This window comes from Methylococcus capsulatus str. Texas = ATCC 19069 (assembly GCF_000424685.1).
In the GTDB taxonomy this organism is placed as follows: Bacteria; Pseudomonadota; Gammaproteobacteria; order Methylococcales; family Methylococcaceae; genus Methylococcus; species Methylococcus capsulatus.
Window position 1 is genome coordinate 356,160 of record NZ_KE384224.1, and the last position, 20,140, is coordinate 376,299.

The 20,140-nt window shown below is 62.2% G+C and carries 22 protein-coding genes; 7 read left to right on the plus strand and 15 right to left on the minus strand.

The genetic code is table 11. The features are described 5' to 3' along the window. Nucleotides 1-5: 5 nt before the first annotated feature. Genes leuS through H156_RS0113055 form a run of 4 tightly spaced genes read left to right on the plus strand, consistent with a single transcriptional unit; the run spans nt 6 to nt 4,422 of the window. Entirely contained in the window at nt 6-2,669 is a 2,664-nt protein-coding gene (leuS, locus tag H156_RS0113040) for a leucine--tRNA ligase (RefSeq protein WP_017365619.1), read from the plus strand. Next, on the plus strand, nt 2,666-3,184 hold the full coding sequence (locus H156_RS0113045) for an LPS-assembly lipoprotein LptE (RefSeq protein ID WP_017365618.1): 519 nt from the start codon (nt 2,666-2,668) through the stop codon (nt 3,182-3,184). Before leuS ends, H156_RS0113045 begins: the two co-directional genes overlap by 4 nt. Then, on the plus strand, nt 3,181-4,185 hold the full coding sequence (holA, locus tag H156_RS0113050; protein WP_017365617.1) for a DNA polymerase III subunit delta: 1,005 nt from the start codon (nt 3,181-3,183) through the stop codon (nt 4,183-4,185). Before H156_RS0113045 ends, holA begins: the two co-directional genes overlap by 4 nt. A gap of 24 nt (nt 4,186-4,209) precedes the next feature. Then, nucleotides 4,210-4,422 (plus strand): hypothetical protein, encoded by a 213-nt coding sequence (locus H156_RS0113055; RefSeq protein WP_017365616.1) that lies wholly within the window; start codon nt 4,210-4,212, stop codon nt 4,420-4,422. 79 nt (nt 4,423-4,501) lie between these two features. Here H156_RS0113055 and pqqE read toward each other — a convergent pair whose 3' ends face one another. The 7 genes from pqqE to H156_RS17265 all read right to left on the minus strand — a co-directional run bounded on the left by pqqE (nt 4,502) and on the right by H156_RS17265 (nt 8,456). Then, complete coding sequence (gene pqqE / locus H156_RS0113060; RefSeq protein WP_017365615.1) at nt 4,502-5,623, minus strand: pyrroloquinoline quinone biosynthesis protein PqqE; 1,122 nt, start codon at nt 5,621-5,623, stop codon at nt 4,502-4,504. Then, the gene (pqqD, locus tag H156_RS0113065; RefSeq protein ID WP_017365614.1) at nt 5,592-5,873 is read right to left on the minus strand and encodes a pyrroloquinoline quinone biosynthesis peptide chaperone PqqD; all 282 of its coding nucleotides are present in this window, start codon (nt 5,871-5,873) and stop codon (nt 5,592-5,594) included. The genes pqqE and pqqD overlap by 32 nt, the downstream gene beginning before the upstream one ends. Nucleotides 5,874-5,878: 5 nt before the next feature. Then, entirely contained in the window at nt 5,879-6,604 is a 726-nt protein-coding gene (pqqC, locus tag H156_RS0113070) for a pyrroloquinoline-quinone synthase PqqC (protein WP_010960724.1), read from the minus strand. A gap of 8 nt (nt 6,605-6,612) precedes the next feature. Further along, nucleotides 6,613-7,527, minus strand: a complete 915-nt coding sequence (gene pqqB / locus H156_RS0113075; protein WP_010960723.1) for a pyrroloquinoline quinone biosynthesis protein PqqB — start codon at nt 7,525-7,527, stop codon at nt 6,613-6,615. Nucleotides 7,528-7,613: 86 nt separating this feature from the next. Further along, on the minus strand, nt 7,614-7,688 hold the full coding sequence (gene pqqA / locus H156_RS16790) for a pyrroloquinoline quinone precursor peptide PqqA (RefSeq protein WP_010960722.1): 75 nt from the start codon (nt 7,686-7,688) through the stop codon (nt 7,614-7,616). A gap of 169 nt (nt 7,689-7,857) precedes the next feature. Further along, complete coding sequence (locus H156_RS0113080; protein ID WP_017365613.1) at nt 7,858-8,238, minus strand: hypothetical protein; 381 nt, start codon at nt 8,236-8,238, stop codon at nt 7,858-7,860. A gap of 41 nt (nt 8,239-8,279) precedes the next feature. Next, the gene (locus H156_RS17265) at nt 8,280-8,456 is read right to left on the minus strand and encodes a hypothetical protein (protein WP_017365612.1); all 177 of its coding nucleotides are present in this window, start codon (nt 8,454-8,456) and stop codon (nt 8,280-8,282) included. Nucleotides 8,457-8,846: 390 nt separating this feature from the next. On the opposite strand from H156_RS17265, the gene H156_RS0113090 reads away from it, so the two are divergent. Genes H156_RS0113090 through H156_RS0113100 form a run of 3 tightly spaced genes read left to right on the plus strand, consistent with a single transcriptional unit; the run spans nt 8,847 to nt 11,826 of the window. Beyond that, a complete protein-coding gene (locus tag H156_RS0113090; RefSeq protein WP_017365611.1) occupies nt 8,847-10,448 on the plus strand; it encodes a SulP family inorganic anion transporter in 1,602 nt (533 codons plus the stop codon). A 55-nt stretch (nt 10,449-10,503) separates the two neighbouring features. After that, on the plus strand, nt 10,504-11,148 hold the full coding sequence (locus H156_RS0113095) for a carbonic anhydrase (protein ID WP_010960718.1): 645 nt from the start codon (nt 10,504-10,506) through the stop codon (nt 11,146-11,148). A 51-nt stretch (nt 11,149-11,199) separates the two neighbouring features. After that, nucleotides 11,200-11,826, plus strand: a complete 627-nt coding sequence (locus H156_RS0113100; protein ID WP_017365610.1) for a class I SAM-dependent methyltransferase — start codon at nt 11,200-11,202, stop codon at nt 11,824-11,826. Between the two features lie 10 nt (nt 11,827-11,836). Here H156_RS0113100 and H156_RS0113105 read toward each other — a convergent pair whose 3' ends face one another. From H156_RS0113105 to H156_RS0113140, 8 genes are read right to left on the minus strand one after another with little or no spacing between them, the layout of a single operon-like run. Then, nucleotides 11,837-12,244 (minus strand): ATP-binding protein, encoded by a 408-nt coding sequence (locus H156_RS0113105; RefSeq protein ID WP_017365609.1) that lies wholly within the window; start codon nt 12,242-12,244, stop codon nt 11,837-11,839. A 4-nt stretch (nt 12,245-12,248) separates the two neighbouring features. Continuing rightward, nucleotides 12,249-13,454: a PP2C family protein-serine/threonine phosphatase gene (locus tag H156_RS0113110; protein WP_017365608.1), complete on the minus strand. Its 1,206-nt coding sequence runs from the start codon at nt 13,452-13,454 to the stop codon at nt 12,249-12,251. Then, nucleotides 13,455-14,918: a nucleotidyltransferase family protein gene (locus H156_RS0113115; protein WP_017365607.1), complete on the minus strand. Its 1,464-nt coding sequence runs from the start codon at nt 14,916-14,918 to the stop codon at nt 13,455-13,457. Next, nucleotides 14,909-16,162: a hypothetical protein gene (locus tag H156_RS0113120; RefSeq protein WP_026597623.1), complete on the minus strand. Its 1,254-nt coding sequence runs from the start codon at nt 16,160-16,162 to the stop codon at nt 14,909-14,911. Before H156_RS0113120 ends, H156_RS0113115 begins: the two co-directional genes overlap by 10 nt. Further along, nucleotides 16,143-17,459, minus strand: a complete 1,317-nt coding sequence (locus H156_RS0113125; RefSeq protein WP_017364264.1) for a WecB/TagA/CpsF family glycosyltransferase — start codon at nt 17,457-17,459, stop codon at nt 16,143-16,145. Before H156_RS0113125 ends, H156_RS0113120 begins: the two co-directional genes overlap by 20 nt. 1 nt (nt 17,460) lies before the next feature. After that, nucleotides 17,461-17,973: a serine O-acetyltransferase gene (locus H156_RS0113130; RefSeq protein WP_026045800.1), complete on the minus strand. Its 513-nt coding sequence runs from the start codon at nt 17,971-17,973 to the stop codon at nt 17,461-17,463. A 5-nt stretch (nt 17,974-17,978) separates the two neighbouring features. Continuing rightward, nucleotides 17,979-18,953 (minus strand): glycosyltransferase family 2 protein, encoded by a 975-nt coding sequence (locus H156_RS0113135; protein ID WP_017364266.1) that lies wholly within the window; start codon nt 18,951-18,953, stop codon nt 17,979-17,981. Beyond that, nucleotides 18,940-20,130, minus strand: coding sequence for a glycosyltransferase family 2 protein (locus H156_RS0113140; RefSeq protein WP_017364267.1), 1,191 nt, complete (start codon nt 20,128-20,130; stop codon nt 18,940-18,942). The genes H156_RS0113135 and H156_RS0113140 overlap by 14 nt, the downstream gene beginning before the upstream one ends. Nucleotides 20,131-20,140: the final 10 nt, after the last annotated feature.

Genomic DNA, 20,140 nt, shown 5'->3' on the forward strand with positions numbered 1-20,140 from the left:
TTCCAATGGAAGAAACCTACAATCCAAAGACCGTCGAAGAAACCGCACAACGAATCTGGGAAGAGAGCGGAGTTTTTCGGGCCAGGGAAGATTCAGGCCGTGAGAAATTCTATTGCCTCTCGATGTTTCCGTACCCCAGCGGGCGGCTGCACATGGGGCATGTGCGCAATTACACCATCGGCGACGTCATCGCCCGCTACCAGCGCATGCGCGGCAAGAACGTCCTGCAGCCCATGGGTTGGGACGCCTTTGGACTGCCGGCGGAAAATGCAGCGATGCAGAACGGGGTCACGCCTGCGGCCTGGACCGACGCCAACGCGGATTACATGAGGAAGCAGCTCAAATCCTTGGGATTGGCGGTCGACTGGGACCGCGAGATCGCGACCTGCAAACCGGAGTATTACCGCTGGGAGCAGTGGCTGTTCACCCGGCTGTTCGAGAAGGGCCTGATCTACAAGAAGACCGCGCCGGTCAACTGGGACCCGGTGGACCAGACGGTGCTGGCCAATGAACAGGTCATCGACGGCCGCGGCTGGCGCTCGGGCGCCCTGGTGGAAAAGCGCGACATCCCCATGTATTTCATGCGGATCACCGCCTACGCCGAGGAACTGCTGGCCGAGCTGGACGGTCTCACGGGCTGGCCCGAACAGGTCAAGACCATGCAGCGCAACTGGATCGGCAAGAGCCACGGTTGCGAGGTGCACTTTCCCTACGAGGACGGCAGCGATGTCCTGAAGGTCTACACCACCCGCCCCGACACCCTGATGGGCGCGACCTATGTCGCCGTGGCGGCGGAGCATCCGCTGGCGCTCGAGGCTGCCAGAGACAATCCGGAGCTGGCCGCGTTCATCGAAGAATGCCGCCATGGCGGCACTGCGGAGGCCGATCTCGCCACCATGGAAAAGAAGGGCATGGCCACCGGGCGCTTCGTGGTCCATCCGCTGAACGGCGAAAAGCTGCCGGTGTGGATCGCCAACTACGTCCTGTGGGGTTATGGCGAAGGCGCGGTGATGGCGGTACCGGCTCACGACGAGCGCGATTTCGAGTTTGCGAACAAATACGGTCTGCCGATCAAAACGGTCATCGTTTCGACCGTCGGCGCCTATGAAACCGTGGACACGAAAGGTGGCTGGATCGATGCCTACGCCGAGCACGGCCGCTGCACGAATTCCGGAAAATACGACGGCCTGGCTTTCCAGCAAGCCTTCGACGCCATCGCCGCCGATTTGGAGGCCAAAGGCCTCGGCCAGAAACGCACCCAGTTCCGTCTGCGCGACTGGGGCATTTCCCGCCAACGCTACTGGGGCTGCCCGATCCCGATAATCCACTGCCCGAGCTGCGGCGACGTGCCGGTGCCGGCGGAGCAGTTGCCGGTGGTACTGCCGGAGGATGTCACCATCGACGTCGGCTCACCGCTCAAGAAGATGCCGGAGTGGTATTCCACCACCTGTCCCAAGTGCGGCGGCGCGGCGGAGCGGGAGACCGACACCATGGACACTTTCGTCGAATCGTCCTGGTACTATGCCCGCTACACCTGCCCGGACAACACCGAGTCCATGCTGGACCGGCGCGCCGATTACTGGCTGCCGGTCGACCAGTACGTCGGCGGCATCGAACACGCCATCCTCCACCTGCTCTACGCCCGCTTCTTCCACAAGCTGATGCGCGATGCCGGTCTGGTACACTGCGACGAGCCGTTCACCAACCTGCTGACCCAGGGCATGGTGGTCGCCCCTACCTTCTATCGGGAAGAGGGCGGCAAGAAACATTATTTCGGGCCCACCGAAGTGGAGCTGAGCACCGATGAGCGGGGCCGCCCGCTGGGCGCGACCTTGAAGTCGGATGGCGCGCCGGTCACCGTGGGTCACATCGAGAAGATGTCCAAATCGAAGAACAACGGCGTGGACCCGGAGGCGCTGATAGACCGGTACGGCGCCGATACGGTGCGGCTGTTCACCATGTTCGCGGCGCCACCGGACCAGTCGCTGGAGTGGTCCGACAGCGGGGTGGAAGGGGCATTCAGGTTCCTCAAGCGTCTATGGACGCGGGCGGCATTCAATGTCAATACCGCATTTTCGCAATATGGGCGGGACGAATTGCGGGTCACCGACTGGGCACTTGTTCCGTTGGCACCGAACCACAAAGAAGCCCGCCGCCTGATCCATGCGACTCTGAAGCAGGCTAATTTCGATTTCGTCCGCCATCAGTTCAACACCGTGGTCTCCGCGGCGATGAAGATCCTCAATACCCTGGCCGACGACAAGGGGTTCTGGAATTGCGATCACCTGCCCGAAGGTGACGAAAAGGATGCCTTCCGCCGGAGCGCCGCAATGGTTGCTTTCGAGGGCTATTCGCTGCTGACCCGGCTGCTGTACCCGATCGCACCCCACATCTGCGACGCGCTCTGGCGGCAGCTCATGCCGGGGACCGACATTCTCGATGCCGGCTGGCCGGAAGTCGATGAAGCGGCCCTGGCGCAGGATGAAATCGAACTCGTGGTTCAGGTCAACGGAAAGCTGCGCGGAAAGATCACCGTGCCGACGGAGGCTTCCCGCGAAACCGTGGAGCAGATCGCCTTGGCCGATGCCCAGGTACTGCGTTTCGTCGAAGGCAAGCCGCCGAAGAAGGTCATCGTGGTGCCGGGCAAACTGGTCAACATCGTGGTATGAGTGTAGAAAAGACTTGCCGGTATCTTTCCTTGTTTCTCGTGGTGTCGCTGACCGGTTGCGGCTTCCATCTGCGGGGCAGCGAGACCTCGGACGGCGCCGGTCAGGTCCTCTTCCTGGAAAAGGCCGGCTCCACCCGGGTGGGTTCGAGGCTTCCGGACGCGATTCGTCTGACGGGCGCTCAGCTCACACGCAACATGGTCGATGCCAAAGGCGTGATCCGTATCCTCAAGGAAACTGACGAACGCCGCACGATGTCTTTGAACCTAGGCGGTCGCGGCAACCTGTTCGACCTCTATACGCGGGTGCGGTATGAAGTCACGACGCCGCAGGGCGAGATCATCATTCCGCCCCAGGAGGTCGAGGTGAAACGTGAATATTTCAACAATCAGCTTTCGCCGATCGGCCAGGGGGAGGAGGAGTCGCTGCTCAGGTCTGAAATGGAGCGGGAACTGGCGGAAACCCTGGTTCGCCGCGTCCTCATCGAGATGAGCCGGAATCCGGGTGGCAAATCTTGAGGCTGAGGACTGATCAACTGGTCGAGGCACTGGATCGCGGCCTGGCCCCGGTCTACGTGCTGTCCGGCGACGAGCCCCTGCAGTTGGGGGAAGCCGCGGATGCCATCCGGATGGTGGCACGCGACCGGGGCTATGGACTTCGCGAACTGTTTCACGTCGAGCCCGGATTCAGCTGGAACACTTTTCTGGAGGCCGGCGATTCCGTGCCTCTGTTCGGCGACCGGCGTATCCTGGATCTGCGCCTCAATGCCAAGCCTGACAAGGAAGGTGCTGCTGCGCTGCTGCGCTATCTCGACCGGCCGCCCGCGGATGCGATACTCATCGTCATCCTGCCACGCTTGAGCCGGGACGAGTTGAACACCGCCTGGGCACGGGCCGCCGACAGGGTCGGCGTCATCGTGCAGGTCTGGCCACTGCAAGGACGCGAACTGGTCGCCTGGCTGGACCGGCGCATGAACCGCTTGGGTTTGCTGGCGGATCAGTCCGGATTGCGGCTTTTGGCCGCACGGGTGGAAGGCAATCTGCTGGCCGCCGCCCAGGAAATCGAAAAACTGCACATCTTGTACGGCGCCGGCCGGATCGAGGACGAGCAGATCCTGGCGGCTGTCTGCGACTGTGCGCGCTATGACGTGTTCGATCTCACCACGGCGATGCTCGAAGGCCACACCCTCCGAACATTACGCATCCTGTGCGGCTTGGAAGGCGAAGGCGTGGCACCGCCGGTGGTGTTATGGGCCATCACCCGTGAGCTGCGCTCACTGGCTGTGGTTCAGAGGGACACCACGAGGGGGCTGCCGATGGACGGCGTGCTGGCCCGCCTGCGGATATTCGACAAGCGCAAGGAGGCATTCGCCAGAGCCGCCAAACGGCTCGACCGGGACGGTGTGCTGGATGCCATCCGGTTATGTTGTCGGGTCGATCGGGTAGCCAAAGGGCTGGAGCCGGGGAATCCCTGGCTCGGTCTGTCCGATGTCTGCCTCCGCATAGCCACTTCCCATTGATTTCGTACTGGAACGGGTACAGACATGAGAATCGACAGACACGGCAACATGGAATTGACCGAAGAGGAAGACGCGGATCTGCTCGAACGGCTCGAGATTCCGGAGAGTGAGCACAACGATCCACCGGTGGAGATCGAATGCATCGGTATGGAGAACGACGTCGCGACCTTCAAGGCCACCAACACCAAGACCGGTAAGCATGTCCTGATGGTGTTCGATCTGATGAGGCCGGATTGAAAACCAAGGAGGCGTCATTTCCCGAAACGCCAAGGAATATCGCCATTTTTTCGGGGTGTCGACCGCAACGCGACGTGAGTCAGCCCGTCAAGGCTCGGGAGTTCCTGGCATTGCGGAAGAACAGCGGTTTGTCACTCGCAGATCGCTGTGTCGATGCAATGGCTTCCAGCACGCGATGATGGTGCGGGGATTTGCTGCACACGGGGTCGGCGTCGGCCATGTCGCCGGTCATGAGATAGGCCTGGCAGCGGCAACCGCCGAAGTCTTTTTCCTTCTCCGGACAACTGCGGCAGGGTTCCTTCATCCAACCGTAGTTGCGGAAACGATTGAAGGCGGCCGATTCGTACCAGATTTCCCGTATGCTGAAGTCGCGTACGCTGGGGCAGTTCAGCCCGGGTAGTTCGCGGGCAGCGTGGCAGGGCAGGGCCATCCCGTCCGGCGCGATGGTGAGGAATGTCGTGCCCCAGCCGTTCATGCAGGCCTTGGGCCGGTCTTCGTAGTAGTCCGGGACGACATAGTAGATCTTCATCCGTCCCTTCACCTTCTCCTTGTAGCTTTGCGCGATCGCCTCGGCTTCGGCGAACTGCTCACGGGTCGGCAGCAGATGGTCCCTGTTGAGCAGCGCCCAACCATAATACTGGGTATTGGCCAGTTCCAGGTAATCCGCCCCGAGTTCGTCCGCCATCTCCAAGATCTGCTGCATCTGATGGATGTTCTGGCGGTGGATCACCACGCACAAGACCATGGGATAGCCATGCTGCTTCACCCAGCGGGCCACCTCGAGTTTGTGTTCGAAAGACTCGGTGCCGGCGAGTTCATCGTTCAGCAGCTTTTCCGGCGACTGGATGCTGACCTGGATGTGGTCGAGGCCGGCCGATTTCAATTCGGCGATGCGGACTTCGTCCAGGCCGTAGCCCGAGGTGATGAGGTTGGTGTAATAGCCGAGCTGGCGGGCGTGGGTGACGATTTCGGCCAAGTCGCGGCGGGTCAGCGGTTCACCGCCGGAAAGCCCAAGCTGGACGGCACCGAGCGCGCGGGCCTCACTCAGCACCCGCCTCCATTCTTCGGTGCTCAGCTCATCACCCAAGCGGGCGTAATCCAGGGGGTTGGAGCAATAGGGACACTGCAGCGGGCAGGCGTAGGTCAGCTCCGCCAGCAGCCAGCGCGGTTTAGTGAGCGATGATTTCTCTGATCCAGCCATTGTTCAGGGCGCTTTCGAGCATTTCGCGCACATCGGATTCGATCCCCGAGGCATCGTATTTCCGTTCCAGCTTCTCCACGATGCTGGTGAGATTGTGCTGTCCGTCACAAAGTTCCAGGATCGCCGCGGCGGTTTCGTTCAATTCGATCATGCCTTCGGGATAAAGTATGACGTAGCGCTGCTGAGCTTCTTCCCATTGCATACGCAGCAGAGGCGACAGTTCCAACAGGGTATCGGGTTGCAGACTCATACGAATCAGGCGATGTTGAAATAGGGCGGCTTTTTGTCGACATAGGCCAGGTACATGGCGTCCAACATCGACCACAGGATGTCGAGCTTGAATTGGAGGATTTCCAGGGCCCGTTCCTGTTGTTCGCGGGTCTTGAAATGATCCAGCGTGATTTCGATGCCGTGCTCGACATCGCGGCTGGCCTGAGTCACCCGCTTGCGGAAATAGGCCAAGCCATCGGCTGCGATCCACGGATACAGATCCGGCCAGCCAGCCAGGCGTTGCTTGTGGATGGTCGGCGCAAACAGCTCGGTGAGCGAAGAGCAGGCGGCTTCCTGCCAGGTCGCGGTGCGAGCGAAGTTGAGGTAGGCATCGACCGCGAAACGTACGCCGGGCAGTACGTGCCTGAGCGAGGTGATGTCCTCGCGACTCAGGCCGCAGGCGATGCCTAGCTGGATCCATGCCTCGATCCCGCCGGGATCATCGCCGTAACCGTCGTGATCCATCACCCGCTGCATCCATTTGCGGCGGGTTTCGCGGTCCGGGCAGTTGGCCATGATGGCCGAATCCTTGCGCGGAATGGTGATCTGATAATAGAACCGGTTCGCCACCCAGCCCTGGATCTGCTCGCGGTTCAGCTCGCCGCTCGCCATCAACACGTGGTAAGGGTGATGGATGTGGTAGTACTTTTCCTTGGCACGCAGCCGAGCCTCGAATTCTTCGCGGCTCCAGGGGATCGTGTCTTGGCTCATGGGACTCCTCACAAAACGATTTCCAAACCGTCGTAGGCAACTTCGACCCCGGCTTCGCTCAGGGTACGATACTGTGGCGAATCTTCATCCAGAATCGGGTTGGTGTTGTTGATGTGGATCAAGACCTTGCGAGCATTCGGCAGGGTGTTCAATATTTCCAGCATGCCGCCCGGACCGGACTGCGGCAGGTGGCCCATCTCACGTGCAAGCTTGTCGCAGATGCCGGCGTGACGCATTTCGTCTTCGCGCCAGAAAGTTCCGTCGACCAGGAGGCAGTCCGCGGCTTCCATGGCGGCGCGGACGTGCGGCTCGATCTCCCCCAGGCCCGGCGCATAGTAGAGCTTGCGGCCGTTTTCCAAATTTTCGACGATCACGCCGATGTTGTCGCCCTCGTGCGGATCATGGCGATGGGGCGAATAGGGAGGTGCCTTGCTTTTCAGCGAGTGGGTCGAGAATTTCAGGCCCTCGATGCCGGGAATCGTAAAGCCGCTCCCATCCAACGGCACGGTGTGCTGCTCCACCCCGCAATAATGCTCCAGCATCCGGAACAGCGGAAAACCGGTGGAGAGGTCCTGTTTCACCATCTCGCTGCAATACACTTGCAGGGGACGGGTGGATTCACGCAGCATCAAAAGGCCGGTGGTGTGATCGATCTGGCTGTCGATCAGCACGATGGCGTGGATGCCGGTGTCACGGACACCCTTGCTGGGATGGCTGGCCGGGAAAGCCTCGAGCTGGCTGCGGATGTCTGGCGAGGCGTTGAAGAGCACCCAGCGCTGGCCGTCGGCGCTGACTGCGATCGAGGACTGGGTGCGGCCTCGGGCGTTGATGTTTTTTTCCCGGAAGCGCCGGCAATTGTCGCATCGGCAGTTCCACTGCGGGAATCCGCCGCCGGCGCCGGCGCCGAGCACACGAATGATCATAAGGAAGCTTGCAGGAGTCTGTACCGCCGCGCAAACGAAAACGGGGCTCGAATGCTCGAACCCCGCTTTCGCCCAACCGTTCGGAATCAACGGTTGTAGATGTACATGGTGACTTCGAAGCCGAAGCGCATGTCGTTGTAGCTCGGTTTTTCCCAACGCATCTTAAATGTCCTCCAGATAATGTTATACGTCTGGTCTTCAAGAGAAAGAGCAGGTTACAGCTCGGCAGCCAGTATACGTACCGCCCCGCTCCTACGCAACAGAGTTTTTCCCGAAACAGCGGCCGTACGCCGGCTTGTATCGCTCATCAGTGAACGTCAGGCGGGCCCCTCAGCCCTGGCCTGGAATCAACCCGACAGAACCGGGTTTGATCCGCTTGCACTGTACGACCACGTCTTCCATATGGCAGCGGAAGCGGCCGTTGTCGCCGCCTTCGCTGCATTCCTCGCAGACCAGCTTGCCCGTACTTTTGCGCTGTTCGACATGCCAGCCATAGCCCTGGGATTCACAGAATATCCGGGCGTGCTTTTTGAGGTTGTAGTCGTCGGATGCGGCGGCTTCGGCTTCCGTTCTCGACGAGCATTTCTGGGGCGGGAGCGTATTGCCCATCAGGTCGCGATAGATGTATTCCGTGGCGAAGACGCTGCCCTGAAGCAGCGAGACCAGCACCAGGAGAAGACAGGAATAGAGTTTCAAGCTCGTGTCGATCATAAATAGGTCCTTCCGGCAGGGTCGGTGAAGCGGTTCGGGATTCAGTTGAGAACGCGGATGTTCATGCGCGCGACTTCTTCGTTCTGCTGCGCCCGAATGGGATCGTACTTTTCGTTCTCACTCAGCTTCGCCATGACGACCACGCCCACCAGAGCGGCCGTTGCCAGCGCGACGTATATCCAGAAATAGTCTTTCCCCGTCCGGGTTTCTTCGTTCATCTCGTTGTTCTCCTCTTTTTTTGTCGTGTACCCGTCTGCGCGAACGTGCGGCCGTACCCGTGGATGGCTCGGGTGGCTTCGCCTTCACGCAGACACTCATAGTTTCGTAACGAAACTATGGCAAGGGTAGGCACCAAAAGATTTATTGTCAATATATGATTTAGTCGATACTTGTGGATGCGCCCACCTCGGAGCGGAAAGCAGTGTCCTTGCTCGTGTGGTTTATATAAACCACATTGTTGAAATGAACCTTGATGCATGGTTTAATTCAGCCGCAGGCGAACGGGGGACGGAGACCCCCTCGTCCGGCTGGACGAACGAACCGGGCCAGCCTCGCCGCGAAATCGCAAGAAAGGGGCGGTTGTACCCTACGACTGGAGCGTATCGGACATGGTCAAAAAGCATCTCGCGTACTATCTCGCACATCTCACCCAGGACATCCCCGCCGGCATCGTGGTGTTCCTGGTGGCGCTCCCTCTCTGTCTGGGTATTGCGCTGGCGTCCGGCGCGCCGCTGCTTTCAGGCGTGGTTGCCGGCATCATCGGCGGACTGGTTGTCGCCTGGGCCAGCGGTTCGCAGTTGAGTGTGTCGGGCCCGGCCGCGGGCCTGACGGTCATCGTGCTGCAGGGTATCGAAAAGCTCGGCGGCTTCGAGCACTTTCTGCTCGCCCTGATCCTGGCGGGGCTGATGCAGCTCGCTCTGGGCTTCCTCAAGGCGGGAACCATCGGCGCCTATTTCCCGTCGTCCGTCATCAAGGGCATGCTTTCGGCGATCGGCCTGATCTTGATTGCCAAACAGCTCCCCCACGCCGTCGGCTATGGCCGGGACATCCTGGGCGAGGAAACCTATCTGCCTCAGGACACGGAGGGCACTTTCTCGGAACTGATGCACGCCATGGACTCGATTTCCCCGGGCGCGACCGTCGTGAGCGCCATTGCCATCGTCATCATGGTGCTGTGGGAGTCCCGGCTTGTCCGTGCCGTCCCGTTGCTGGCGTGGATTCCGGGGCCGCTGGCGGCGATTGCCTGGGCGGTGGCGTTCAATCTCTCGATGGCGGGATCGTCTTGGGAGATCGCGCCGGAGCACATGGTCCAGCTTCCAGACATCCGGGGAGTCGCTGATCTGGCCGGACGGCTCGTCTTTCCGGATTTCAGCCGGATCATGGATCCGGCGGTGTACAGGGTGGCGTTCACGATTGCCGTCATTGCCAGCCTCGAAACCCTGCTCAGCCTGGAAGCAGTCGACAAGCTCGACCCCCTGAAGCGGGTGGCGCCGACCAACCGGGAGCTGAAGGCACAGGGTATCGGCAACCTGTTGGCCGGCTTGCTGGGCGGTCTACCGCTGACGGCGGTGATTGTGCGCTCGTCGGCCAACATCAATGCCGGCGGGCGTACCAAGGTGGCCTGCTTCATCCACGGCCTTCTACTGCTGGTAAGCGTGAGCTTCCTCGCCCGCTACCTCAACCACATCCCCCTGGCCGTGCTGGCCGCGATCCTGCTGATGACGGGCTATAAACTGGTCAAGCCGGCCTTGGTGGCAGAGATGTACCACAAAGGCGCGAGCCAGTTTATTCCGTTCGCCGTCACGGTCATGGCGATACTGGCCACCGACCTGCTCATAGGGATCGCCGTCGGCATCGCCTGTGGCCTATACTACGTCGTCCGAGCGAATTTCCATGCCGCCATTTCTCTCACCCGCCACGGAAACCATTATCTGCTGCGACTGCGCAAAGACGTCTCGTTCCTGAACAAGGCCCTGTTGCGTGAGCAACTTGACCAGGTCGAACCCGACAGCGAGCTGATCATCGACGGAACCTACGCGGAATTCGTGGATCAGGACATCCTCGAAACCATCGAGAACTTCGTCGAAGCCGCGCGCGACGACCGTATCGTGGTTTATATGAAAAATTTCAAAGCCGCGTACGCCGGCAGCACCGCCAAGAACCGGCAAGACAATGCCGATACCACCCCTTTGTACAGGATTTCCGGCTGAAGTCCCGGTTTGACAGAAGTGCCGCCTTTCCCTTTCAAAACCTAAGAGCGAACTCATGGAAGCTTTCGAGCGAATGCTGTTGGAAAACAAGGCCTGGGCCAAGGATCAGCTGTTGAAAGACCCAGGCTACTTCGAACGACTGTCGGCCGATCAGAAACCGGCGGTACTCTGGATCGGCTGCTCGGACAGCCGGGTGCCGGCGGAAATCATCGTCCATGCCCAGCCCGGTGAAATCTTCGTTCACCGCAACATCGCCAATCAGTTGATCATGACCGATTTCAACGGTCTGAGCGTGTTGCAGTATGCGGTTGACGTACTCAAGGTCCGCGACGTCATCGTCTGCGGACATTACAACTGCGGCGGCATCAAGGCCGCGCTGCAGAAACAGAGCGCAAAGCTATTGATCGTCAACAAATGGCTGAAACACGTCAAGGACGTCTACCGGCTGCATGCGGGTGAGATAGAAGCACTGGGCAGCGAAGAGGAACGTGTCGGTCGCCTGGTCGAGCTGAACGTGATCGAACAGGTATACAATCTGGCCCACACCTCGATCATCCAGCAGAGCTGGAAACAGAACCGGTGTCCGACGTTACACGGGTGGGTGTACGGGCTGCAGGACGGACTCCTCAAACAGCTGGTCACCCTGCCTCCCGGCAGCGAGGTGAGTCCCGTTTACCAGTACGTCGATTTCTCCGAATAGCCGGCTGACCTGGTCTTCAGCCTGGAGGAGAGCTGATTTCGAGAGCCGGACATGAACGATTCTCCCGAAGCCGTCCGCCACCGTTACGACCGCATAGCACCTTTCTTCGACTTCATCGAAAGCGTGATGGAAATCCTGTGGTTCAGGCGCTGGCGGCAACGTGTCTGGAACCTGATCGAGGGTGAACGCGTGCTCGAGGTGGGCGTCGGAACGGGTAAAAACCTCGTGTTCCATCCGGCAGGAAGGTCCGTCACCGCCGTGGATTTCAGCGAACGGATGCTGCGCCGGGCCCGCCGGCGCGCAGCCCGACTGGGAACCAGGACCGATTTCAGACTCATGGACATCCAGGCTCTGACATTCGCCGACCGGGAATTCGACACGGTGGTGGGCACCTTCGTGTTCTGCTCGGTGCCCGATCCGGTCGGAGGTCTCGAGGAATTGCGCCGGGTCCTGAAACCGGGTGGCAAACTCGTTCTGCTGGAACACGTACGTTCGGAAGGGGAAGCGGCCGGCCGGCTGATGGACCTTCTCGATCCCTGGGTATCCCGCCTGGTCGGCGCCCATATCAATCGCCGCACGGTGGAGAACGTGGAAACCGCCGGATTCCGCTTGGAACATGTCGAACGGCTGAACGCTCTGGTGCGGTTGATCGAGGCGCGCAGCCCTTCACTGGCTTGAGAGGGACGGCTCAGGTGCTATCGACTCCTCGTGACTTCACCAGGACCAGGGTGTTCCGGGACGCTTCCACACGGTAGTCGATGCGGTCGAAACAGGCCGCGATCAGGGGCCAGCCACGGCCGGATTCTTCGAAGGGTTCGGGAAATTCGCTGCGCGGCGGCCAGTGAAGGAGAGGGCGCCCGCGGTCTTCGATCTCGATCGAAATGCTTTGCGGAGCGCGGTGCCACGACACCGTCACCGGTGCGTTGACACCGCCGTGCAGGATGATGTTGTTCAGGGCTTCGACGATGCCGAGTTCGATGCGGGCGGCATCCACCGGAGAAATCCCGGTGGCGAAGCACAAGGCGCGAATGGTCACGCCGACGAGGTTGATGTTGCTCGCTTCGCTACTGATGGTGAGCTGTATCGCCTGATGCACCGGCTCACTTCCTCTCGATGACGACCAGCGAAATATCATCGGTGTAGCTGCCCTGGCCCCGCCAGTCCGACAGCGACGCTTCGATGCAGCCGATCGCTTCGGCCAATGGCAGAGAGGCGGTTTCTTCCAGCAGACGCCGGAAGCGTCCGGCGCCGAAAGCCTCCCCTGCGGGGTTCATGCATTCGGTTATGCCGTCCGAATAGGCGAAAAACCGGTCTCCCGCCGCCAGGCGGTGAGATTCGCAGGCATAGCGCCGGTCGGCAAGAACCCCGAGCGGAAGCCCGCGAACCCCGCTTTCCACGATATCACCGGTCTCCCCTTTCCACATCAGGGGCGGAGGGTGTCCGGCCGTGCTAAGGTCGAGCCGCCCGGTTTCACGATCCAGCAAGGCGTAGATCATCGTAGCGAAATAGCTGTTCGCTTCGGGCTGACCGGCGAAGAAACGGTTGAGTTCCTCCAGCATCCGGTTGGGCGGAAGACTGCCGCAGGTCGGGACGGGCGGGCCCTCCGCGGTGACGTCGAGCGACCGGCTCTGCAGCAGACATTTGCTCAAAGCCACGGAAATCAGCGCCGCGGATACACCGTGACCGGAGACGTCGAGCTGAAACAAGCCGACACGGCGATCGTCCAGCGGAAAGTAGCCGAACATGTCGCCGGCGAGGAAATCGCTGGCGACGAACAGTGACCGGACCTCGAGATCGGGCAACGTCCACGGCTCGGGGAGGAGGGACTTCTGGATGGCGGCGGCGGTGGCGAGGTCGTTGCGGATAGTCTGGTAAGCCTGTTTGAGTTCACGATTCATATCCTCCAGCAACCGGCCGCGCTGGTCGAGCTGTTGCTCCAGCCTGAGGATGCGCTCACCCGCCCGGATCCTGGCCCGAAGTTCCTCGCGGTCGACCGGTTTGACCAGAAAATCGTCCGCACCGGCCTCCATGCCCCGCAGCAGCGAATCCTTGTCGTCACGACCGGTCAGCAGAATGAAGTAGACGTAGTGGGGCAATTTCAGCGACCGCACCTGCCGGCAAAGTTCCTCGCCGTTGAGATGCGGCATGTTCCAGTCGCTGATGACGAACTCGAAACGCTGGGATCGGAACCGCTCGAGGGCCTCGCGACCGTCTCTAGCCGATGTGACTTCGTAGCCGAGCTTGCGCAGGTACACCGCAACCGCGAGTACTGCGATGGGATCGTCGTCGACGAGGAGTATCCGCACTCAGTCCCCCGGATACCACGCGCGCCGGCTGAACAGAGCACGCAGACCTCGCAGGACGACGCGAAGCTCCTTGTCCGGGCCCGCCTGGGCGGCGAACCAGGCATCGCTCATGAGGCGTTCCTCCGCCAGAGCGGTCGCCGGTAAATCCAGCTGGGTCGGCCCGATCAGGCCGGCAGGAGCCCGGTCCGCCGCTTTTTCCCATTCGGCGGTGCGGCAAGCGGCCTGCTCGGATGTGATGGCTTCCACGCCGACCAGTTTCAGGTCGCCCTTGGCCACATTCACGAGCCAGGGCAGCTTCCTCAGTATCGGAGCACCGGCCGTCCATTCGGCGGCCGTGAATTCGGCCCGCGCCGACAGGCCGGCGCCATCCCGGACCAGCCGGTTACCGCGCAGACGCCGAAACCGTAGCGGCCGGGTCGGGTGCCGTGCGATGGCGGCCAGAGCCGCCAGGGGCCAGAGGGGCACCGACAGCAAAAGCAGCAGCACGCCGGCCAGCCGGTTCAAGAAACCGGAAAAATCGCGTCCGATCGAGACCTGATCCAGATCGGCCAACAGGAAGGCATCGACGATCCTGAGCTGGGCACCGGTATCAACGCGGAGCAGATCGTTCCCGCGCACGATGCCATTTTCGACCGTCACGAGCTCACCAACGTACGAATGGGGCAGGATGACCGCATCGGACAACCGGGCATCACGGTCGACGATCACGCCGTCGGAGATCACGACCCTCCCCTGCAACCATGCGCTCGGATGGATTCGGCAATGGCTGCCGACCAGCGCGGTGCCGTCCTTGAGGCAGCCGGCCGCGACGGAAGAGTTGCGGCCCACCGTGAGCCCCGGCCGGAGCTGCCGTCCGGGAATGGCCAGCCCCTGGATGCGTCCGGCCACGGCATCGAGGTTGGCCCCATGGTAGGCAGGCAGGGATTCCAGCAGGCGGGCGTTGCCTCCCTCCAGCAGGAGCTTGCCGGCCTCCGGAGCAGATACCCCGGAAAGGACGTCCGGCCAGGCCATACCGCGCATGTCGTCCGCGCTGCCGCGCAATAGCCACAGGCCGGCCGGATTGTCTTCGCACCAACCATGGAGGACCGGCCCCTCGCTGGTGCCGGCCGCTTCGAGAAATCCGCCCAGGAGCGGGGAGCGCAGCATGTCGCCTCGCACCACCAGGGTCGATTTGTCCGGGCATTTTGGCAACTGGCTCAGCAGCAAAGCGATGTCTACTTCGCCGGGGGACGGCCAATAATCCAGATTCAAGCTGAAATGCCGTCCATCGCGCAGGTGCGTCCGGAGCTGCTCGCCGAAAAGACCGACGACCACCGTCGCCTTCCCGATACCGACGGCCGCCAGCATTTCCAGGGTGTAGTCGATCACGGGTCTCGCCGCGACCGGCAGCATGGCGACGCAGGTGCGATCAGTCAGGGGCAAGAGCTCGCGGCCGATGCGGTCGGCCAGGACGATCACGCGCATGCTTCTCTCCCCGGGCCGTCCGGTACCCGGAGGCGGCGCTGCCTTCGCCCTCCGATCCCCGCCAGCAGCAACCACAGCAGCAGATGGGTCGCCGAGACGGCGAGCAGGATGGGATCGAAACGAGAGATGTACCAGATCTCGTGCATGCTCAGGTACAGCACCTGCGTCATGCTGATGAACAGCGTCGCGCTGAAGCCCAGGAACAGCCCCAACGCCCGCCGGTCCCGGCTGAGGATGTGATAGGCCAGCAGCATGGCAAGCGCGGGAAAAAGGTAGCGCTCGTGCATCTTGATCGACCACAGGTAGACGGAAACCGGCAAAAAGGCCGCCAGGTAAACGTGGTCCGAAGCGGTCATGCCCCACCAGGCCCGCCACGCCACCCAGGCGAGAATGAAGAAGAGAAAGACGGTTCCCCAGGTCTTGAAACTCAGAAACAGCATCGTCTGTGTCGCATCGGCGCCATTGCCGCCGATCAGGGCGAACACATTGGCTGCATTCAGGCTAGCGTAAGGATAGGAAGCCAGGGTAGATACGTATTTCTCCACGACCCAGGCGGGTCCGTGTACCGCGGCGAATGGCAGGACTCCCAGAGCAAACACCAGGATCGCGGCTGGCAGGAAAAGACTCAGTTCGGCAGCCGTATGCCGGCGGAGCAGCCGGTCCCCGAACCAAAGCAAGGGGATGGGAGCAAAGATCAACGCCTGCGGCTTCACCAGCAACGCCGCCGCGAAAGCCGCCCCCGAAGCGGCGGGCCGCCGTTCCAGCCACAGCACGCCGAGCAGAAGGAACAGCGTCAGCACCGAATCGACCTGTCCCCAGACTGCCGAGTCGACGATCACCGCGGGGTTGAAGGCATAAAGCGCTGCGAGCCCGAGTATCTTGGCGGGGTCGTAGTTTCGTTCGGTCGCCATTCGATGGATCACTCCGACCGTCGCGAGATCGGCCACGATGGCAGGCGACTTGAGCATCACCCGAAATTCGGGCGTATCGAAGCCCACCTGCAACAGCGCCCGTGACTTTCCGATCAGCCACAATACATAGATGTAGCCAGGCGGGTAATCCGCGAAATAACCCGGGCTGTAGAACGAAAGCAGCCCCTCGGCCGCATGGCCGGCCCAGGCGCCGAAGGTGCCGATGTCGACGGGGTGGCCTTTGCAGAAGGCTGCCAACACGAGGCGCAGCAGCAGGGCTCCCGCCAGAATCGCCGCCAGGCCGAACCGTCTCTCAGAGGGTGAGCTTTCCAATTTTCTGCCGCCATACACGATAGAGGAAAAGGGGGTTGCCGATGATGTAGCGCCGCCACATCCGTCCCGGCTCCTGCAAGAGTCGCCAGCCCCATTCCAGCCCGATTTCCCTCAGCCAAAGCGGAGCCCGGGGAATCCGGCCCGAGTAAAAGTCGAACAGTCCGCCCACCCCCATGGCAACGCGTGGCTTGAGGCGGGACCGGTGTTTCCAAAGCCAGAGCTCCTGTTTGGGAACGCCGAAAGCCACCAGCAGGATGTCCGCTCCGGAGCGGTTGATGGTCTCGATGATCTCGTTTTCGGCGTCCGGCGCGAAATAGCCGTCGCAGCTGCCAGCGATCTTGAGCTTCGGATAACGCTGCAGCATGTTTTCGGCGGCCTGCCTGGCTACACCCGGCCGGGCACCCAGCAGGAACAGCGACAGATTTTCATGCGCACAACGTTCGCACAGACGGGGAAACATATCGGTGCCGTTGACGTTGGCGCGCAGGCTGGTGCCCAGAATACGGCAACCGAAGCGGATGCCAATGCCATCCGGCAGTACCCGTTCGACCTTGCCCAGGACCTCCCGGTACTCGGGGTTGCCATAGGCGATGTTCAGGCAGTCCGGGTTGACGAAAGCGATGGTGGCAGGACGGTCTTCACGGACGCGGCGGACGATCCAGTCGATGGCCTCGCTCATGGTGGTATTGGCGATGGCGACACCGAAGAACTCCAGCTGGTCCGGCGCCGGCCGTATGGCATCGCCGGCGACCAAGCCGCCGACGCCAGTGCGCAACATCAGGCCGAGATTGCCCGCCGCCGTTTCGGTGTAATAGAACTCGCGGTCCAGCTCCCCTTCGCCCTCATAGGCGATGCCGATCCTGGATCGCAACGTGTAGGGCGAGAAAATCCCCGGCCGCAGGCGGAAACGGATGCTCTGGGACGCCGGCACCGCCGCGGCCTCCTCGGGACTCAACGGACGCGGTCCGGCGAAAGCCATGTCTCCCCACAATACATTCAGCAGGACAGCCAAGTCGCGGGCAGGGGCATCGTCGGCAAAGGCGAGCTGCCGGAACGGCACCTGGAAACGGCCGACTCTCTCCGTGGCGGCGAAGACCCGTCCGGCGCGCAGTTTGGCGACGAGCGCGCGAAGCAGCAGCAGCGGTGCCAGCAGAATCAGCAACGCTCCCGCCACGATGCAATCGACGATCCGTGGCAGCAGACTGGTGACCAGGGTCAGCAGCGGGAGCAGCCACAGACGCCAGTGCCAAAGGGGGCGTTTTCCCAGGGGTCCGGGAATCGCCGTGTGACGGGCCATGTCAGCGCCCAGCGCCCGTCCGCGGCTTGATGCGCGCGGGAACGCCCACCGCCAGGCTGTTCGACGGCACATCGGTGATGACCACGGCATTGGCGCCGATGACCACGTCGTCGCCGATCCGGATCGGCCCCAGCACCTTCGCGCCCGCACCGATGTCGACGCGGTTGCCGATCACCGGGGAACCGGGTTCGTTGGTACGCTTCAGCCCGATGGTGACGCCGTTGCGGACCGTCACGTCATCCCCGATGACGGCATCACCGCTGATGATGATGTCGCCGAAGTGCTCGATGGTGAAGTGCCGTCCGACCTGCGCCTCGCAGGGCAGGTCGATGCCGGTGAGTATCTGTGACAGCAGTTTCAGCGCCTTGTACAGGAACGAGAGTGGCAGCCTCAGCCAGCGCGGTCCGATCCGGTAGCGCCAGCGTCCGAACCGGTAGACCAGCATGACCCACAGGCCCTGCCGGGTCAGGTCGCCATCGTAGTTTTTCCAGTCTTCCCGAACATGCTCGAACATGCGAATCACCACGGTTGCGGCGGCGACACCCTGCCGCCTTCGGTTTCTTTCCAGGCCCGGTTCCACAGACGGATCAGCGCCTCGGATTCGTGCGCCTTGGCAGGCGCAGATCTACGGTGACGCAAGGCCCGCAGCCAGTGCCATAACTGCTCCAGCGTCTTGGCGCTCCAGGCAAGGGCCAGACCGTGCCATTTGCGGTAATACAGTGCCTGACTCCGCATGCGCCATAGCGTGAGCTGCGAAGCGTGAGAAGAGAACTCCATGTCGCTCAAAGTCTTGGCCGACTCGCCGCCGAGATGGGTGATGACCAGTTCCGGCCAGTACATGATCTTGCAGCCGGCAGCCCTGATCCGACGGCACAAGTCCACTTCCTCGTAATACAGGAAGAAACGCGGGTCGAAGAAGCCGATGCGGTCGATCAGGTCGCGCCGCAGAATCGCGAAGGCACCCGGGACCCAATCCACTCCGGCTTCTTCTGAGGGGTCCGCCCAGGTTCGGTCGAAACGTCCGAACAGCCGGGATTTCGGGTAACGATGTGCCAGACCACTCAGAACGAGAAACTCATTCAGCAGAGAAGGGAACATGCGGGCAGAGGGCTGCCAGCCGCCTTCCGGACCTACCAGCCGACCTCCTGCCATGCCGACGTCCGGGCAGGCATCCATGCGCTTGGAGGCGGCGTCGAGCAAGCCGGGAGCCAGGCAGGCATCCGAGTTCAGCAGAACCAGATAGCGCCCCCGGGACTGCGTGAAGGCGAGGTTGTTAGCGTTGCCGAACCCGAGATTCACGGAACTTCGTATCAGCCGGACATCGGGAAACTCGGCTTCGACCATGTCCGCCGAGCCGTCCCGGGATGCGTTGTCCACCACGATGGTCTCGATGCCCGCCCCCCCCGCCTGGTCGCGCAGGCTGGCCAGACACCGGCGCAGCAAGTCACGGGTGTTGAACGATACGATCAGAACCGAAATGTCAGGCGGATTCATCGGATTTCGTCCTTTCGGTGCGTACCCAAGCGGCATCCCGGCCCGCGGACGAGAGCAGCCGTTTGCCCAACGTGAGTTTCCAGGCGACATAGAAAGGCGCTGCGGCCAGTGCTCCCCAGTCCCGCCAGCCGGCCCGTCCCACGGCCAGGGCTGCAGCGATGTGCAAACCCACGATGACCATACCGGCGGCGGCCGCTATCCTCCCCGGTGGCCAGGGCCAAGCCAGCAGCAGCGCCAGCAGGATCACATGATAGGCCAGCGGCAGCAGCAGCAGGTCCAGCAACGGTTCCAGCAGCGGCCAGCGGCCTCCTGCCACCTGCCGGATGAGCGGGGGGATCTGTTCGCGCATCATCCGGAACCTGCCCCCCTCCCAGCGGGCGCGCTGGCTGGAAGCCGCTGCAGCCGTGGCTGGCATGGGTGACCACACGGTCGTACCGTCGCAGAAGCGCACGCGCCTGCCCGCTCGCACCAGGCGGATGTGATACTCCAGGTCCTCGGCGATGGAACCGGCGTCAAAGGGAACGCTCTCCAGCGTCCGGCGGTGCAGCCCGAAGCCGCTGCCGAGTATGCCGGCGGACCAGCCCCAATAGTCCCGCCCGCGCGGACGCAATACATTGAATGCCAGCCAGGCGACGTGCATCAACCGGGCGCGGACCGACTGTTCCGGGTTGGAGACGCGGTAACGCGTCTGCGCCGCGTCGGCACCGGCCTGGAACAGCGCCGCGAGTTCGCCGAGAAAATTCGGCTCCACCCGGGTGTCGGCATCGACGACCACGAACACGTCGTGATCCTCCTTCAGCAGGATCGAGAAGGCATGATCCAGCGCATACCCCTTCCCGCGCCGTTCAGGGTCTTCACGGACCAGCACCCGTGCGCCGGCGGCTTCGGCACGGGCGGCCGTATCGTCGCTGCAGTTGTCGGCGACGACCACGATCGTCACGCTGTGATGCCCCGTCTCGGCGCCCTGGATGCTACGCAGGCAGGCCGCGATGCCATCGGCCTCGTCGTGCGCCGGAACCACGATGCAGAAGCGCAGCGGAGCCGCGTCCCGGATGGCGGCGGTTTTCCGGCGGGGCAAAACGCCGCCGAGCGTCAGCATGGCCAGCTCGAAAGTGCCGGGCAGGACCGCTGCGCTCAGCACGACACCGGGTAACAGGATGAAAGTATCGATCGGCATGCCGAACCCC